Source organism: Pseudomonas sp. 102515 (genome assembly GCF_031085165.1).
Classification (GTDB): domain Bacteria; phylum Pseudomonadota; class Gammaproteobacteria; order Pseudomonadales; family Pseudomonadaceae; genus Chryseomonas.
In genome coordinates, this window is sequence record NZ_JAVHTY010000006.1 from 141,164 (window position 1) to 156,990 (window position 15,827).

At 61.9% G+C, this 15,827-nt stretch carries 15 protein-coding genes, 1 tRNA gene and 1 pseudogene; 6 read left to right on the forward strand and 11 right to left on the reverse strand.

From position 1 onward, the window contains the following. Window positions 1-7 precede the first annotated feature (7 nt). From RCF34_RS21235 to cysG, 3 genes are read left to right on the forward strand one after another with little or no spacing between them, the layout of a single operon-like run. Window positions 8-1,336, forward strand: coding sequence for a replication-associated recombination protein A (locus tag RCF34_RS21235; protein ID WP_308709964.1), 1,329 nt, complete (start codon window positions 8-10; stop codon window positions 1,334-1,336). 47 nt (window positions 1,337-1,383) lie between these two features. Further along, window positions 1,384-2,661 carry a serine--tRNA ligase gene (gene serS / locus RCF34_RS21240; RefSeq protein ID WP_017641767.1) on the forward strand — a complete coding sequence of 426 codons (1,278 nt, stop codon included), beginning with the start codon at window positions 1,384-1,386 and terminating at the stop codon, window positions 2,659-2,661. Next, window positions 2,661-4,055, forward strand: a complete 1,395-nt coding sequence (gene cysG / locus RCF34_RS21245) for a siroheme synthase CysG (protein ID WP_308709965.1) — start codon at window positions 2,661-2,663, stop codon at window positions 4,053-4,055. The genes serS and cysG overlap by 1 nt, the downstream gene beginning before the upstream one ends. A gap of 3 nt (window positions 4,056-4,058) precedes the next feature. Here the strand turns inward: cysG and RCF34_RS21250 are convergent, their stop codons facing one another. From RCF34_RS21250 to RCF34_RS21280, 7 genes are all read right to left on the reverse strand, one after another. Beyond that, window positions 4,059-5,060, reverse strand: coding sequence for a glutathione S-transferase family protein (locus RCF34_RS21250; protein ID WP_308709966.1), 1,002 nt, complete (start codon window positions 5,058-5,060; stop codon window positions 4,059-4,061). Between the two features lie 65 nt (window positions 5,061-5,125). After that, window positions 5,126-6,109 carry a glycosyl transferase family protein gene (locus RCF34_RS21255; protein WP_308709967.1) on the reverse strand — a complete coding sequence of 328 codons (984 nt, stop codon included), beginning with the start codon at window positions 6,107-6,109 and terminating at the stop codon, window positions 5,126-5,128. Beyond that, complete coding sequence (locus RCF34_RS21260; protein WP_308709968.1) at window positions 6,106-6,420, reverse strand: TusE/DsrC/DsvC family sulfur relay protein; 315 nt, start codon at window positions 6,418-6,420, stop codon at window positions 6,106-6,108. Before RCF34_RS21260 ends, RCF34_RS21255 begins: the two co-directional genes overlap by 4 nt. A 2-nt stretch (window positions 6,421-6,422) precedes the next feature. Next, window positions 6,423-6,722, reverse strand: coding sequence for a sulfurtransferase complex subunit TusB (tusB, locus tag RCF34_RS21265; protein ID WP_308709969.1), 300 nt, complete (start codon window positions 6,720-6,722; stop codon window positions 6,423-6,425). Beyond that, window positions 6,719-7,075 (reverse strand): sulfurtransferase complex subunit TusC, encoded by a 357-nt coding sequence (gene tusC, locus RCF34_RS21270; RefSeq protein ID WP_308709970.1) that lies wholly within the window; start codon window positions 7,073-7,075, stop codon window positions 6,719-6,721. The genes tusB and tusC overlap by 4 nt, the downstream gene beginning before the upstream one ends. Window position 7,076: 1 nt before the next feature. Beyond that, the gene (gene tusD / locus RCF34_RS21275; RefSeq protein ID WP_308709971.1) at window positions 7,077-7,472 is read right to left on the reverse strand and encodes a sulfurtransferase complex subunit TusD; all 396 of its coding nucleotides are present in this window, start codon (window positions 7,470-7,472) and stop codon (window positions 7,077-7,079) included. A 50-nt stretch (window positions 7,473-7,522) separates the two neighbouring features. Next, complete coding sequence (locus tag RCF34_RS21280) at window positions 7,523-8,191, reverse strand: Bax inhibitor-1/YccA family protein (RefSeq protein WP_308709972.1); 669 nt, start codon at window positions 8,189-8,191, stop codon at window positions 7,523-7,525. 127 nt (window positions 8,192-8,318) lie between these two features. Here RCF34_RS21280 and RCF34_RS21285 point away from each other — a divergent pair. Next, a tRNA-Ser gene (locus RCF34_RS21285) sits at window positions 8,319-8,406 on the forward strand. Between the two features lie 120 nt (window positions 8,407-8,526). Here the strand turns inward: RCF34_RS21285 and RCF34_RS21290 are convergent. Further along, window positions 8,527-9,453: pseudogene (locus tag RCF34_RS21290) on the reverse strand (integrase). 2,149 nt (window positions 9,454-11,602) lie between these two features. Between RCF34_RS21290 and RCF34_RS21295 the strand changes: the two are divergent. Next, entirely contained in the window at window positions 11,603-11,902 is a 300-nt protein-coding gene (locus tag RCF34_RS21295; protein WP_308709973.1) for a hypothetical protein, read from the forward strand. A gap of 768 nt (window positions 11,903-12,670) precedes the next feature. Here RCF34_RS21295 and RCF34_RS21300 read toward each other — a convergent pair. Further along, a complete protein-coding gene (locus RCF34_RS21300) occupies window positions 12,671-12,904 on the reverse strand; it encodes a hypothetical protein (protein ID WP_308709974.1) in 234 nt (77 codons plus the stop codon). A 159-nt stretch (window positions 12,905-13,063) separates the two neighbouring features. On the opposite strand from RCF34_RS21300, the gene RCF34_RS21305 reads away from it, so the two are divergent. Next, entirely contained in the window at window positions 13,064-13,321 is a 258-nt protein-coding gene (locus tag RCF34_RS21305) for a hypothetical protein (RefSeq protein WP_308709975.1), read from the forward strand. A gap of 710 nt (window positions 13,322-14,031) precedes the next feature. Here the strand turns inward: RCF34_RS21305 and RCF34_RS21310 are convergent. Further along, window positions 14,032-14,253: a hypothetical protein gene (locus RCF34_RS21310; RefSeq protein ID WP_308709976.1), complete on the reverse strand. Its 222-nt coding sequence runs from the start codon at window positions 14,251-14,253 to the stop codon at window positions 14,032-14,034. 810 nt (window positions 14,254-15,063) lie between these two features. Then, window positions 15,064-15,645: a hypothetical protein gene (locus RCF34_RS21315; protein ID WP_308709977.1), complete on the reverse strand. Its 582-nt coding sequence runs from the start codon at window positions 15,643-15,645 to the stop codon at window positions 15,064-15,066. Window positions 15,646-15,827 lie beyond the last annotated feature (182 nt).

A 15,827-nucleotide genomic window follows, 5' to 3' on the forward strand; every position in this document is an offset into this window, starting at 1 on the left:
GCACCCCATGGATCTCTTCAGCGCTGCACCTGTCGGGCAGCCCTTGGCTGCCCGCATGCGTCCCGAGACCCTCGATGAATACGCGGGTCAGCAGCACCTGCTGGCGCGGGGCAAGCCCCTGCGCGAGGCGCTTGAGCAGGGTGCACTGCATTCGATGATCTTCTGGGGACCGCCAGGCGTGGGCAAGACCACCCTGGCGCGGCTGCTGGCCCAGGTTTCCGATGCCCATTTCGAAACGCTCTCGGCGGTACTCTCCGGGGTCAAGGAGATCCGCCATGCGGTGGAGGTGGCCAAGCAGCAGGCTGCCCAGTATCGCCGCCGCACCATCCTCTTCGTCGACGAGGTGCATCGCTTCAACAAGTCGCAGCAGGATGCCTTCCTGCCCTATGTCGAAGACGGCACCCTGATCTTCATCGGGGCGACCACCGAGAATCCCTCCTTCGAGCTCAACAACGCGCTGCTCTCACGGGCGCGGGTCTATGTGCTCAAGAGTCTGGACGATGACGCCCTCGGTGGCCTGGCACGACGGGCCCTGATCAGTGCCAAGGGCCTGGGCGAGCGACAGCTGAGCCTGCCCGACGATGCCCTGGCGCTGCTGCTGGCCGCTGCCGACGGTGATGGTCGCCGACTGCTCAATCTGCTGGAGAACGCCGCGGACCTGGCCGAGGACGGTGGCGTCCTGGACGCCGAGCTGTTCCAGAGTCTGCTGGGCGATCAGCGCCGCCGCTTCGACAAGGGCGGCGAGGCCTTCTACGACCAGATCTCCGCGCTGCACAAGTCGGTGCGCGGCTCGAACCCCGATGGCGCCCTCTACTGGTTCGCCCGGATGATCGACGGCGGCTGCGACGCGCTGTACATCGCCCGCCGCGTGGTACGCATGGCCAGCGAAGACATCGGCAACGCCGATCCCCGCGCCCTGAGCCTGTGCCTGGACGCCTGGGACGTCCAGGAGCGCCTGGGAAGCCCGGAGGGTGAGCTGGCCATCGCCCAGGCGATCGTCTATCTGGCCTGCGCGCCCAAGAGCAATGCCGTCTATATGGGCTACAAGGCCGCCCTGGCCGATGTGCGCCAGAACGGCTCGCGCGAGGTGCCGCTGCACCTGCGCAATGCGCCGACCAAGCTGATGAAGACTCTCGGCTATGGCGACGAATACCGCTATGCCCACGATGAACCCGAAGCCTATGCCGCAGGCGAGGACTACTTTCCCGAAGAGCTGGAGCCGCGGCGCTACTATGAGCCGGTTCCCCGTGGGCTGGAGCTGAAGATCCGCGATAAACTGCAGCACCTGGCGGACCTCGACCGGTCCAGCCCGCGCCAGCGCCGGCCGCGTTCCTGACGTCCCGCCCGCGCGGCTGCCCCCATTCCTAAGCAAGAGACACGCACATGCTTGATTCGAAACTGGTTCGCACCCAAACCGAGGAGGTGGCCGCACGTCTGGCGACCCGTGGCTACGTCCTCGACGTCAGCCTGGTGGAGTCGCTGGAAGCTCGTCGGAAGGCCGTGCAGACCCGCACCGAGACCCTGCAGGCCGAGCGCAATGCTCGCTCCAAGGGCATCGGCCAGGCCAAGGCGCGTGGTGAGGACATCGCGCCGCTGCTGGCCGAAGTCGATCGCATGGGCAGTGAACTGGAAGAAGCCAAGCGTGAGCTGGATCTGGTCCAGGGCGAGCTGGATGCGCTGTTGCTGGGCCTGCCCAACCTGCCTGACGCCTCGGTGCCGGTCGGCAAGGATGAAGACGACAATGTCGAGGTCCGTCGCTGGGGCACGCCGCGCGACTTCGACTTCGAGATCAAGGACCACGTCGCCCTGGGCGAGACCCACGGCTGGCTGGACTTCGAGACCGCCGCACGCTTCTCCGGCGCCCGCTTCGCCGTGATGCGTGGTCCGATCGCGCGTCTGCACCGTGCCCTGGCGCAATTCATGCTCAACCTGCACACCGGTGAGCATGGCTACGAAGAGACCTACACCCCCTACCTGGTGCAGGCCGAGACCCTGCAAGGTACTGGTCAGCTGCCCAAGTTCGAGGAAGACTTGTTCAAGATCGGCCGGGAAGGCGAGAGCGATCTCTACCTGATCCCCACCGCCGAGGTCACCCTGACCAACCTGGTCGCCGGCCAGATCCTCGACGCCAAGCGCCTGCCGCTGAAGTTCACCGCCCATACCCCCTGCTTCCGCAGCGAAGCCGGTGCCTCGGGTCGCGACACCCGCGGCATGATCCGTCAGCACCAGTTCGACAAGGTGGAGATGGTCCATATCGTCGAGCCGAGTACCTCCTTCCAGGCCCTGGAAGAACTGACCGGCCACGCCGAAACCGTGCTGCAACGGCTGGAGTTGCCCTACCGGGTGCTGTCGCTGTGCACCGGCGACATGGGTTTCGGCGCCACCAAGACCTACGATCTGGAGGTCTGGGTGCCGAGCCAGGGCAAGTATCGCGAGATTTCGTCCTGCTCCAACTGTGGTGATTTCCAGGCGCGCCGCATGCAGGCCCGCTACCGCAACGCCGAGGGCAAGCCCGAGCTGGTGCACACCCTCAACGGCTCCGGCCTGGCCGTGGGTCGCACCCTGGTCGCCGTACTGGAGAACTACCAGCAGGCTGACGGCAGCATCCGCGTCCCCGAGGTGCTCAAGCCCTACATGGGTGGCCTCGAGGTCATCGGCTGATGGATTACCTGCCGCTCTTCCACAAGCTCGATGGCCGTCCGGTACTGGTGATCGGCGGGGGCGACATCGCCTTGCGCAAGAGCGTGCTGCTGGCCGAAGCCGGCGCACGCATCACCCTGGTGGCGCCGGAGATCGAGCCGGAGGTACGCGCCTTCGTCGAGGCGCGGGGCGGCAGTTGCCGGGTCCAGCGCTATGCGGCGGACCACCTCGCCGGGCATTGCCTGGTAATCGCCGCCACCGACGATGACGAGGTCAACGAGACGGTGTCCCACGATGCCCAGGCCCTGGGCCTGCCGGTCAACGTGGTAGACGCTCCCAAGCTGTGCACCGTGATCTTCCCGGCCATCGTCGATCGTTCGCCCCTGGTGATCGCCATTTCCAGCGGCGGTGACGCCCCGGTGCTGGCGCGCCTGGTGCGCGCCAAGCTGGAGAGCTGGATTCCGGCCACATACGGGCAGCTGGCGCAACTGGCGCAGCGCTTTCGCGCGCGGGTGAAGACGCGCTTCGCCGATCTGCAGGCGCGGCGCATCTTCTGGGAAGAGGTGTTCCAGGGCGAGGTCGCGGAAAAGGTCTTTTCCGGCCAGCCCCAGGCTGCCGAACAGCTGCTGGAAGACAAGCTGACCAGCGAGACGGCCACCTTTCGCGGCGAGGTCTATCTGGTCGGCGCCGGTCCCGGCGATCCGGATCTGCTGACCTTCCGCGCCCTGCGGCTGATGCAACAGGCCGACGTGGTGCTCTACGACCGCCTGGTGGCCCCGACCATCCTCGACATGTGCCGGCGCGATGCAGATCGCATCTATGTCGGCAAGCGTCGTGCCGAGCATGCGGTGCCCCAGGACGATCTCAATCGCCTGCTGGTCAAGCTGGCCCGGGAGGGCAAGCGGGTTCTGCGGCTGAAGGGTGGCGATCCCTTCATCTTCGGCCGCGGTGGCGAGGAGATCGAGGAGCTGGCGGCCGAAGGCATTCCCTTCCAGGTGGTGCCGGGTATCACCGCGGCCAGTGGCTGTGCGGCCTATGCCGGTATTCCCCTGACCCACAGAGACCATGCCCAGTCGGTACGCTTCGTCACCGGCCATCTCAAGGACGGCTCGGCCGATCTGCCCTGGACCGATCTCGTGGCGCCCGGGCAGACCCTGGTGTTCTACATGGGCCTGGTGGGGCTGCCGAACATCTGCGCGCAACTCATCGCCCACGGCAAGGACCCGGCCACGCCGGCGGCGCTGGTGCAACAGGGCACCACCCTCAATCAACGGGTGTTCACCGGTACCTTGCAGGATCTGCCGCAGCTGGTCGCCGAGCATGAGGTGCATGCGCCGACCCTGGTGATCGTCGGCGAGGTGGTGGCGCTGCGTGAGAAGCTGGCCTGGTTCGAAGGCGCCCAGACGGCGGTTTGATCCTCAGGCCGCGCCCTGGATCCCGGCACTGCTCAGGACCTCGCGGCCATGGGGCAGATCCAGCTCCAGGGCTGGTCCCTTGGGCACGATGCCGGCCGGATTGATCTGCGCATGGCTGCCGTAGTAGTGGTGCTTGATGTGCTGGAAGTCCACGGTCTCGGCGATACCCGGCCACTGATACAGCTCTCGCAGCCAGCTCTGCAACGCCGAATAATCCCGAATGCGCCGCAGGTTGCACTTGAAGTGGCCGTGGTAGACGGCGTCGAAGCGAATCAGGGTGGTGAACAGGCGCCAATCAGCTTCAGTCAGCCATTGGCCGGTCAGATAGCGTTGAGTCTGCAGCGACTTTTCCAGATCGTCCAGGGTGGTGAAGACCTCGTCGAAGGCCTCTTCGTAGGCCTCCTGAGTGGTAGCGAAACCGGCCCGGTAGACACCATTGTTGACCGTCGGATAGATACGGTCGTTGAGGGCATCGATGCGACCGCGCAGGGGCTCTGGATAGAGATCCAGGCGATTGCCGGTCAGCTCGTCGAAGGCGCCGTTGAACATGCGGATGATCTCGGCGGATTCATTGCTGACGATGCGCTCCTCATGGCGATCCCAGAGCACCGGGACGGTGACCCGCCCGGTGTAGTCGGCGTGTTCGCGCTGATAGAGCTGGTAAAGGCGCTCGAGGTGATAGAGGTCGTCGCCACTGGAGCCCTTGGCCAAGTCGAAGGTCCAGCCTTCCTCACGCATCAGCCAGCTGACCACCGAGACGCCGATCAGGTCTTCGAGGCCCTTGAGCTTGCGATAGATCAGGGTGCGATGCGCCCAGGGACAGGCCAGGGACACATAGAGGTGGTAGCGACCGACTTCCGGGGTATAGCGCGAGGCACCTGGCGGAATGGCCTGCTCGGGGCGGGCGACCCAGTCACGACGCTGGGCTTCCTCCCGTTTGAAATGGCCATCCTTGCCATTGTCGTACCAGCGGTCCTGCCACTGTCCATCGACCAACAAGCCCATATCGTCATCCTCCGCTGCATTGCGGTTAGGAACCCGGGGAGCAGCCCCGGGTTCCTGAAGCGACGTCAGAGCGTCCGGTCGCGCGCGTCCCAGCGTCGCTCGGCGTCGCGCTGGGCACTGGCCTGGTCCTGGCCCAGGGCGCGCAGGGCCACGGCCAGGGTGGCGATGACCGCTAGGCGGCCATAGGGATCTTCCGCTTCACCCCGCCAGGTGGCGGCCAGCAGGGCCGGATCGAGGCGTTCCGGCTTGACCTGGCGGCGCTCGGTCAGCGCCGGCCAGCTTTCGCCCCAGGCTTCGCCGCCACGGGTGCCATAGAGATGGGCGATGACATCGGGATTACGCTCGACTTCACCGCCTTCGCCCTTGATGACGATACTGTCGTCACCCAGCAATCGACTGGCCTCGCGATGCACCTCCTGGTAACCCGGGTGGAAGATGCTCTGCAGGATGCAACGCGCCTGGCTGGGGTTGAGTAGCCGTACCAGGGAGTGGATCGGCGAGCGCAGGCCGAGCTCGGCCTTGAGATCGATCATCCGCTGCAGGGCCGGCATCCAGGCGGCCAGCGGCAGGAAGGCCGGCTGACCACGCTCGAGCAGGGTGCCGACGTCCTGCCAATCAGTGGCGGTCGGCATCCTCAGGTCGGCCAGGCACTGTTCGGTATAGAGTCGGCCCGCGGTGTGAGTGCCGCCGCCATGCATGACCACCCGCACGCCGCCACCGGCCAGGCATTTCACCGCCAGCAGATACCAGGGTAGATGACGCTTCTTGCCGGCGTAGGAGGGCCAGTCGAGGTCGACGGTGAAGCCTGGTGGCTGCAACCGTGCCCGGACGGCGCGGGTAAAGCCGGCCAGTTCCTCGGCGCTCTCTTCCTTGTGCCTGAGCAGCATGAGAAAGGCGCCGAGCTGAGCCTCGGTCACCCGGCCGTCGAGGATCAGGCCCATGGCCATTTCCGCCTCGGTCTCGGTCAGGCTGCGCGCGCCGCGCTTGCCCTTGCCCAAGGCCCGGACATAGACGGCGAAGGGATGTTCTTCGGGCATGGTGAGGGTCATAGGCAATTATCCGGTTTCGGCAGGCCGGCCAGTTTGGCGCCGAGCTTGGCCGGCGCGCCCCTGAACAGCAGGTTCAGCTGCAGACTGGTGCCCAGTTCCGGGCCCAGCGTCTGAGCAATGTACTTGATCAGCGGCCGATTGGCCGGCGAAAGCTGGAATTGTGCGTAGAAGTCACGCAGCGCCTGCAGCACCTGCCAGTGGCGATCGGTCAGCTCGATGCCTTCCTTGAGTGCCAGTTGCCGGGCCACCTCGGGACTCCACTGGGAGAGGTCGCGCAGGTAGCCTTCGGGGTCGAGATCGAGAGGACGCATGGCTAGGTCCAACTGATGACCTTGGCGCAGCTCACGCTCAGGTCGACGAAAGTGGGGTAGTCGATCAGGCTCACGGCGCGTTCGGGTTGTAGGTGGCGCGCCTGGACGTCGTCCGCCAGAGCATGGAGAGTCGCTTCGGCAGGCATGCTCGTCAGTAACGCGGCCACCGCACTGCCAGGCCGTAGCGCTTCGACCGCACCGCCGGTGAGCAGAACGACATCCCCGCTGCGGACCCAGGTCAGACCGTCCAGGGCATCGGCGTCCAGGAGCGGCGAACGGGAAAACAGGTGCAGGGTAGTCAAATGGAAATCACCTGGTCATGGTCATGGATCAGCGCCGCCAGGGCTTCAGGCGCCAGCGGCGTCACCCAGGCGGGCACTTGCTCGGGCGTGATGCCCAGTCGTTGCAGAGCGGTGGCTTCGGCATAGATGGCCTCGACACCGAACAGCGGCAGCGCGGAAAGGTTGGCACTTAGATCCTTCTGCTCCAGCGCGGCGCTGTCGGCCGCCAGCAACTGGGTCACGCCAGGACCGGCAAACAGCAGCGCCAGGGGCAGTTCGAAGGCACCGCCGGCCAATACGATATCCAGGGCCTCGCGAGGAGCGGGACCGGCCAATGCGGGCTGGCGGGAGATGACAAGAGTGCTTTTGGGCATGCTAGTCGCCTCCAAAGCAGAGCAGGCGATCGGCGTCCTGCACCGCCTCGTGCAACTGGCCCAGACCGGACAGCTGCCAGGGTGCCCGCACGTTTACCGCGCCCTCACGTTCGTAGCGCCGTGCCTCGTTCTCGTCCAGCAGCCCACGCTTGAGGGCGGCGGCGATGCAGACCACGGCATCGATCTGATGGTGCTCGATCAGCTCACGCCAGCGCGCGGGCAGGTCCAACTCGTCCTGGCCACTGACCGTGGCGTGGGAAGCGTTATGGACCCCGTCGCGATAGAGGAAAAGTCGCGACACCTCGTGACCCCCGGCCAATAACGCCTCGCAGAAGCGCAGGGCCCGGCGCGCCGAAGGCGCCTGGGGTGGGGAAAGGACAACGATGGCAAATTTCATGGATGTAAAAAAGGCCCGCCGAAGCGGGCCTTTTGGGCTACCGCTGGTGATCAATCGTTGTTGCTGGCGAATCCGAAGATCTGCAGCAAGCTGATGAACATATTGTAGATCGAGACGTACAGGGAGATGGTAGCCATGATGTAGTTGTCTTCACCACCATGTACGATGGCACTGGTCTGGAACAGGATGGCCGCGGCGGCGAACAGCACGAAGCCGGCGCTGATGGCCAGTTGCAGACCACTGATCTGGACGAAGAAGGACAGCACCACGGCGCCCAGCAGGATCCAGAAGCCCGCCATCAGGAAGCCACCGAGGAAGCTCATGTCCTTGCGGCTGATCAGGGCGTAGGCCGACAGACCGAAGAAGGCCAGGGCGGTCATGCCGGCGGCGGAGGCGATCACGCTGCCACCGTTGGGCAGGCCCAGGTACATGTTCAGGATCGGGCCCAGGGTGTAGCCCATGAAGCCGGTCAGGGCGAAGGTGCTGACCAGGCCCCAGCCGCTGTCGCGGGTCTTCATGGTCAGGAAGAACAGGCCATAGAAGCCGATCAGGACCACGAAGATGTTGGGGTAGGGCAGTCGCATCTGCTGCGAGACGAAGGCGACCAGGCCGCTGAACGCCAGGGTCATGGCCAGCAGGGCATAGGTGTTGCGCAATACACGGCTGACGTCCCGCGGTTGCGCGATGGCAGGGTTGTAGGCGTATTGACGCTCGTTCATGGTGTACTCCAAAGCTAGATTAACGGTGTGGTGTACCGTACGACCCCGAAGATAGCAAATGTTGCTTAAGGATCGCTTGCGACTGTTTGACAGTGTGTTGCCATCAGGTACTATGCGCCCCTCTTACGGAAGTGTGGCCGAGTGGTTTAAGGCAGCGGTCTTGAAAACCGCCGACTCGCAAGGGTCCCAGAGTTCGAATCTCTGCGCTTCCGCCACCTGCAACACCCTGAAAGCCCCGCCTGCCGGGGCTTTTGCGTTTCTGGGCGCACCAATTCAGCTAGCCTTTATATGAGGCCGGTTTCCGTAACTTTAAAGTGAGTTCCGTGACTACCGGATCAGCGGGTAGGGTCGACCACTTCACCTACGCACCGGTAGACGGTCTCGGTTACCCTTGTCGGTGTGGCCGAGGAGTTCGAGGCCCGGCCCGGATCCTCTATCTCTGAAGCTGCTTTCGGTCGGATGTCCCTGAACTGGAACGGGTGGATAGCGGCGGTCAACATCTCATCGAGGCGTTCCAGCGCTGTCGCTGCGGCATCTATTCCTGCCTCGTCCAAGCGGATCCGGAGCATGCTCGACGTCAGCCGGCGAATGTCTGGCGTGGTGACCAGGTACGGCCCGACCGCTCGACGCTCCTTCCGCTGTTCCAGCAGCTTCTCGACGAGCACGCCCAGGGCTGTCGGTACCTCGCCGGCGAGAGGCCTGATCCGCAATTTCTTGGACGTCTGCCCTGGGCAACCAGCAGGAACCCGTCCTGGATGTCGGCGGCGCGAGGCACCCGCACGTGGCTGGGCGGCTGTGCCGTCAGGTAGGCCAGGTCCATGACATCGCGCTGCTCGATACAGGCGGGGGCGTAGACCGCCTTCCATACCTCGTCTCAGGCATAGGAATCTCGCGGCGTCCCCTTGTTCTCGCGCACGCCCTTGGCCAGGTTCTCCATGTTGGTGATCCCCACTCCTTGGCAATGTCGTGGACGTGTGAGAGCAGGGCGATATCGCGATTCGCCCGAGTCTTCGCCGTGCGCTTGTGCCGATATTGGGCAATGACCGGTGGCGTCACCGCTTCGACCGGCGCCTTAAATGCCGCGCGAAGCTGCTTCAATGAAAGCAGGTTGTCCCGTTGTGTTCAGCTGCTTTCGACGGAACGATCTCCCGCTCGTACCGATCGAACACGTCTCCCAGGCGCTTCATGGACTTCGGCATCGTCGTCCGTTCGAGCCGCGCCGAGTCCGCTTTCGCCTCGTGGAGGCCGCCGCCTAGCGGAATCTCTTTCTATCGCCCTCCCGGCAGGGTCTGGGTGTAGTGGTAGACGACCCAGAGCCTTCCGGATTTCAGCTTCCTTGTACGCCTGATCATCCTTCGCGGCAGATCCCTATTCCTGACTCCTCCGTGCGCATCTCAGCTCACTCTCGACAGGTCCAGCGCCCAGGCGTTGGGCGCAGCGTGGGTGGCATTCAATCTCGCACCGGCCAGCCTCAGCCGGGCATAACCCTCTCTACCAGGGGGCGGCGCCTCCATATCGAGAAATTACCGGAGAACGGCACCGGCGGCCAATACGGGTCGTATTCGGTGCGGCACGGCTTCGAGTGGCGAACGGTCGGCATGATCAACGGACCGGATCAGCTTGCCCGCAGCATCTACATGGGCGTCGTCCATCCCTCCATGGTTGGCCGCTCTATAGAGGGCTCGGTCCAATCCTCGCCGGCCAAGGCCAGGGAAACGAGATAATCGAGCAGGGCACCATCAGATACACCGACACCCGGTATATCACGACCACTATTCAGACCCGCCATCGGCCTTGTACCGACTCTGCTAGCTGCTCGACCGCAAATGCCTTTCGACTTTCACGTCCACGACAGGGGCGGTTTATCAGATGAAGTTCCACCGGACACAGCTCCCTCCGGTCAAGGACGAACCGAGGACACAAGCGTCAGCGTTTGATCTTCGATCACAGTCGATGGCTTGAGTGTGTTTGACCAGTCCTCAGCTACAGCGCGGCCATTATTGGCCCCATGCCTGGCGCGATAGGCCGGCAGATCTATAGGGCTTTAGGCAGGCTGTCGGAAGATTCCGAGTACTAACGCAAGAATTGCTGCGGCGGTGGCGACTGTCGCTATCGCCAGCATAATGACCCGACGCGAAGCTCCCCATCTTGCTGGATCATTCATTTGTACCTCCATGTGCGAGAGGACTTAGCTTGTCAAAGGAGCGTACGCCTCGATCAAGCGCAAGCGGATCGAAATTTCTGCGAGTTATTACCTTTGTTTTCTGACCATCGGTGATGGTGGCCACTGAACGGTGCAGCGAATGGCACTTCCCATGTAGAGCACCTATCGCAAACATGGGAGACGACGATGTCAGATATTCGAAGACCTAGGATTGATGCAGGAGCAGCCCCTGAAGATCTGCCGCCTACGCTTGAAGAGACTCAAGCGAGGAACGCTCAGATCCGCTTGACCAAGATTGCAAAGCTCCGTCAACAGGCGCTTTCCGATCGTTCGAAGGCGGCCGACAAGAACGAAAAGGCGGATCCCCAACATTAGGGACCGCCGGTAGTAGTGGCCACTGAACGTGCGCGTGTTTTCCACTTCCAAGCTTATGAGGTCATTCTCGGCCTCAATGTGAGGTGGTAAATGATCACTACGTCCAGAGTCTTCCAACGCTTCAGTTCGCCGATTGCGCCGGCTATGATAGCGAGATCGCTATTCGGGATTGACGCGGCTATCGCGGGTTCTCGTTTCGCGCAGGCTACTGAGCCTGATGCGGTAGAACCCCTGGACCCCGATCAGGTCGACCCAGCAGATCAGCCTGATGCCGATTCGGATGCTCCGGAGGATCCGGTGACGGGCGATGTCGACGACCAAGAGCCAGCGCCCCGCTAGCTTAGTTGCAAGCCAAACAAAGCCTGGCCACAGCGCCGGGCTTTTTCTTTTCTGGAGTCCACAAGTGGACCCATTTGACCTAGGCGATGGCAACCCGGTCGGGTGGTTCACTGCCGGCGGCGTGGGTTTGGCCTAGGGCCTTGCCTAGCTCTGCAAGCGCTTCTCCCGTACCAGTGCCGGTGTTGCCAATGACCGCGCCGAGAATGAGAAACTAGAGCGCCTAGGGGCTACCACTGCTCGAACCAGGCGGTGGTCTATCCTGCCTGGTCGAGAACGACGTCACTGCTGGAACCGGCATTAGCGCTGTGGCCCTGGACCTTGTGTTCGCCACGCTACAGGCGGCCGTACAGCGTCCGGTGGTGCTTGAGGCTACGCCGTTCAATACCAACTCCAAGGCCGTGGGAGCCGATGACCAGCCCGTCGTGATTACAACGCCAGCTGACTGTCCCGGGTGTCGGATGGGATCTTCATCAGGGGCTTGGCCGCAGCAGCCACCGGCACCCGCGATGCTGCTGGCCAGGACCAGATCGGGGATGGCGCCCCGGGACAACGTCCACCCGAACGACTTCGGCCACGATGCGGTCAAGGACGTGGTAAGCCCTACTTCCAGCTGCTGCCGGATAGGGCGGCGGGTGGACGTACTTGAGCAGTACCGGACAGCCGCGCTCGCGGTCGCTACCGTCGTGTTGCTCGCCCTGGGCGCGCTGGTGGGTGCCGACGTTATCCAATGGCTAACCGCCGATCATTACCAGCCCACCGCCAAGGACTTCCAGGACGAGGTGGACGCTGCGGTCAGCGTCTTGGCGTCCTCTCGTACCAGCGACACCCTGTAGGCCAGGTCGGCGAGCAGAGCCTGGCGCTGGCGGATCTTCGTCAGGCTGCCGATAAGCGTGCGAAGCGGGCAAAACTGGTCCAGCAGCAGGCCGTGAAGGTCGCTGGCGGAGCCTATCAGGCAGCCGAGCACCTGGCAGGAGCGCACCGGCGACGGCCGCAGCGGCAATCATCGACATGGAGTCGGGGCGATGAAGTGGACTATCGCGGGAATGGTGGTCGCACTGGCGGATTGTGCTGGCCAGTCCGGTGCCGAGCCTAGAGGCGGCGGTTCGCGCCCTGCTTGCGGAGCGCCAGCAAGCGAAGTGCTACATCAGGGATATTGAAAGCGAAAATTAAAGGCTGCCAACCTAATTTCAGTGGATGACCTTAAGTCTATTCAGATCCAACTTAAGCATGCGGACTTGCTCAAGCTCTTCTGCGTAACGCTGAAATAGAATTTCTAGGGCAGCTCTATCGGCTGATGGTTTCAGTTCTTTGATGCTGGTTTTCTGCCTGATGAGCTGCTTGATTCCGGTTGTGCCAACGTACAGTTTCCTTGCACCGCTCATTTTTCAATTCCATTCGTAGTTGACGACACATGGTGGCGTTATAAGGATCCTCTTGCGTGCCAATAGCAAGGTGCTTTACCTCGAGTATTGTGTCTTGGCTCGCAAAGTCTCCCGAATTAGTTCTTCGCCGTGTTGAATTCGCGCAAGCGAAACGGTAACGAAGCGGTCCCGACCATTTAAGCGGTGCGCATCGCGTTTGTGGTCGGAAGTGCCGTCTCGCTAGGTCTTCTGAGGTCTCGTGTCGGATTCCAACAGAAAGCGAAACGCCCTCAGAACGGTCTCTTGTCTTTCTTGAATTTCGACAATGCACAGCCCCAACATATCGCGAAGCGCTTCGGTGTCGGCCGTTCCATGACATTCGTAAATTTGACGGAGCAGGTGATTAATGGCGTCTTGTTCGGCCGAGTATCGCTCGAGAAGCTCTATTCCGTGCTTTCTATCCAGCTGTTTCATTTCGCTCTCCTATAGTGAAAAGCGCTGTTGATGGCCGCTCGTGAGAGATAGTATCTATGGCCCTGTGAGGTTTTCGCTCATCTGATGAACGGTAGACAATAGTCTATCTAACCAACTGTCTCCTTATTATAGCTTTCGAGTAGCTGAGCGAAAATAGAAATGGACGATCTACGACGAGCGCTGTCTGCGTTAGATCCACCAATAAAGCATTTTGTCGAGTATAGAAGTAGCGGTATGCTTTTGACTCTATTAGATGTTGAAATCCCCGCCAAGGTCTTCCGGTTCATCACACCTCGAACCATGCGAAGCGCAGAGGCAATGAATCTGACAATACTTTATGCTATCAATGAGTTGCGGGTGAAAGGTTCACATCTTCCGCTGGATGCAGATACAGTTATTGTTAAATTTAAGGCTTGAGATGTACTAAGGCTTGTCTGATGTTGAAATGAGCAGCGAGCTGATTCTCTTTTTGCATTTAGATTTTCATGTCTCTTCTCCGCGTCTTTGATCCTTGCAGATCACAATTCATGGTTGCGCTGTTACTATCCGTGCTTACGGATCTCAATGGCGCAGGTGTCGCGCCGCGAAGGCGAAGAGATGAGTTTTCGAGTCGACGAAGCGCCTGAGCAGGCAGTAGATCGTTTCCGTACGACCCGCAAGGGTTCCATAGTTCGAATCCCTGCGCTGCCCCGCCCTAATGAGGCTTTTTGCTGCCTGCGAGGGTGGATTTCAAGGGCTGACGTGCCGGTAGGAAAAGAGGTGTTCCGAAACTGTTTCGGAACACCTTCGAAATCCGGCCATCAATGGCGAGACACGCCATCGAGCCTGATGACAGCGGCATGGCGGTGAAGAGCAGAATGCAGCCGGGTGCTGGGGGGAACGGCACTCGAAGGTGCTCGACTCGCAGGGGACGAGAAGTCAGAGCGGTTGGAATCGGAGCGTGCAAGGCGTCGATAACTGATCTGGCAACCTGCTCGAGCTGTCAAGCGTCAGTCGTGCGCATTTATCCGCAGGCCACCATGAAGACGGTCGCCAGCCCGATGCACATGGCACCCAAGGCAAGCGCTAGTAATCCCCGATCGCCGGAGAGCGGTCTCGGACGAGCGAGTGCAGATTTCAGCGGGACGCTACTTATCCGGGAGTGGGGCATGGACTCGAAGAGCGTCACTGTCCTTGTTAACTGATAGCGCAACTGAAATATCCTTTTCAGTTTCGGTGCCGGGCTGCGGAGCCCAGCTATTGGCCGCGATTGTGGCTTCAGCGAAGCTCAACAGCAAGACAATTGCTGAGACGCAGGTTCCTATGGCAATCGCATTGATCACCTTCTGTTCTTTCACAGGCGCATTCATGTTGATTGTCTAGCACGGGTCGACGTCGAATGAGGAGGTCTGACAACCGAAAGCGACAGAAGTGCGGGTAGTGGTTGGGTGCGGACTGCCAGCTGTTGTCCCAGCCCGCGCCAAGGCGTCGACAGTCAGCTGGATGCCATAGTCCGCAACCTGAGCTTCGCGATTCGGTCAGACAGGAAGTGTGACTGGCACGCTGCGAGAGCACGCTCGAAATCGCGGTTTCACTTCCTCCTGGGCTTTCAACTCCGGTCGCTTCTGGATTCGGTGTGGCAGGCGAGACCTATGCCTGTCCGATGAAGCTACCAAGACCTTCACTGATATGTGCACCACTCGCGAGATTGCTCGCCAGATGATCTGGTTCAGCGCCTTGGGCCGTTGGCACTCGACGCCGGACAGGGGATTCGGCTCGCAGAGGGGGCTTCTGTTGGAGTAATGGTTGCAGCCCAGGAGCGATACGGTCATTCCCACTAACGTCATATCTGTCGCGGGTCGCCACGATTCTGAAGCGCCGGAGGCTGGCGGTCATTTTCGAGCTCTTTGCCCGCAAGGACTGCTGGACTGCAGGTAAGGCGGGGTCAGTTGAGTGCCGATCTCGCTCGAGCGCCCGTCTGGCTACTTTGTATTCCGGTCTTCGTGCCCCGACGCGTCTTCGCCGCTGAATCACTGCAGTTTGGCTGAAGCACCTCAAGCTCCTTGGCGTTCGTATCGATGGCCATGCGCTACGGTCCGCTGTGGATCCTGCTCCAGCATCTGGGGACATCAAAAAGCCCGCGCGAAGCGGGCTTTTCCATAGCAAAGTGCAGCGTTCAGTCAGGGCGTATTGCCCTTGGCCAAGGCGGTAGCGATGGCCGGTGCGTCGATGGCATTGGTCAGGACCTGGGCGCCCGATAGGATGACGTTGTTGGTCGGGCCGCTGCCTTTGATCTCGTCGCTGGCGAGGACCTTGCCCTGGTCGTCGAGGACCTGGGTGACGACGTCATAGTCGAAGCGGACGCGCATGTAGGCGTCGGATTTCCATTCCCGCAGTTTGAGCACCAGCAGCTTCTGGCCCTGGGGCGCGCGGTCGCTGGCCTGGCTGGGCATGGCGGTGATGGCAGCGCGGGCCAGGGCCTTTTGCACGGCGTCCTGCAGATCGGCGGAAAGGGGGCTGCCGCTGTAGGTGCGGACGCTCCAGGGGTTGTAGTAGAGGCCGCGGATATTGCCGACGTAGGTGGCGTCCTTGTTCTGGGCGACTACATAGGGGCGCTCATCGAGTACCGCGACGGCGACCGGCTTGTCAGCCTTGACGCTCAGTTGCGGGGCGGTCTGGCGGTAATCGATCTTCTGGCCGATGGCGCAACCGACCAGTTGTAGCGCAGCGAAGGTGATGAACAAGAGATGAGACGGCTTCATGCGAAACTCCTTTTTCGAGAGGTGCGCAGTCTAAGCCATCAGGCCCGTCATGCCAAAATAACGTGACGTCAATCACAGGATGCTCAGCAACGGCCGCGAGCGAGCCATTGAGCTCCGCATCCGTTGAGCAGGCAGGCCAGGACATTGCTTGCTGGAGGCAGTCCCTGCCCTTTGGTAGCGGG

Excerpts from the sequence above, each read along its gene's own strand:
- RCF34_RS21310 (WP_308709976.1), bottom strand. The coding sequence starts at position 14,253 with ATGAATGCGCCTGTGAAAGAACAGAAGGTGATCAATGCGATTGCCATA.
- serS (WP_017641767.1), top strand. The coding sequence starts at position 1,384 with ATGCTTGATTCGAAACTGGTTCGCACCCAAACCGAGGAGGTGGCCGCA.
- cysG (WP_308709965.1), top strand. The coding sequence starts at position 2,661 with ATGGATTACCTGCCGCTCTTCCACAAGCTCGATGGCCGTCCGGTACTG.
- RCF34_RS21300 (WP_308709974.1), bottom strand. The coding sequence starts at position 12,904 with ATGAAACAGCTGGATAGAAAGCACGGAATAGAGCTTCTCGAGCGATAC.
- RCF34_RS21295 (WP_308709973.1), top strand. The coding sequence starts at position 11,603 with ATGGCGCCCCGGGACAACGTCCACCCGAACGACTTCGGCCACGATGCG.
- RCF34_RS21250 (WP_308709966.1), bottom strand. The coding sequence starts at position 5,060 with ATGGGCTTGTTGGTCGATGGACAGTGGCAGGACCGCTGGTACGACAAT.
- RCF34_RS21305 (WP_308709975.1), top strand. The coding sequence starts at position 13,064 with ATGGACGATCTACGACGAGCGCTGTCTGCGTTAGATCCACCAATAAAG.
- RCF34_RS21260 (WP_308709968.1), bottom strand. The coding sequence starts at position 6,420 with ATGCGTCCTCTCGATCTCGACCCCGAAGGCTACCTGCGCGACCTCTCC.
- tusC (WP_308709970.1), bottom strand. The coding sequence starts at position 7,075 with ATGCCCAAAAGCACTCTTGTCATCTCCCGCCAGCCCGCATTGGCCGGT.
- RCF34_RS21280 (WP_308709972.1), bottom strand. The coding sequence starts at position 8,191 with ATGAACGAGCGTCAATACGCCTACAACCCTGCCATCGCGCAACCGCGG.
- tusD (WP_308709971.1), bottom strand. The coding sequence starts at position 7,472 with ATGAAATTTGCCATCGTTGTCCTTTCCCCACCCCAGGCGCCTTCGGCG.
- RCF34_RS21235 (WP_308709964.1), top strand. The coding sequence starts at position 8 with ATGGATCTCTTCAGCGCTGCACCTGTCGGGCAGCCCTTGGCTGCCCGC.
- RCF34_RS21315 (WP_308709977.1), bottom strand. The coding sequence starts at position 15,645 with ATGAAGCCGTCTCATCTCTTGTTCATCACCTTCGCTGCGCTACAACTG.
- RCF34_RS21255 (WP_308709967.1), bottom strand. The coding sequence starts at position 6,109 with ATGACCCTCACCATGCCCGAAGAACATCCCTTCGCCGTCTATGTCCGG.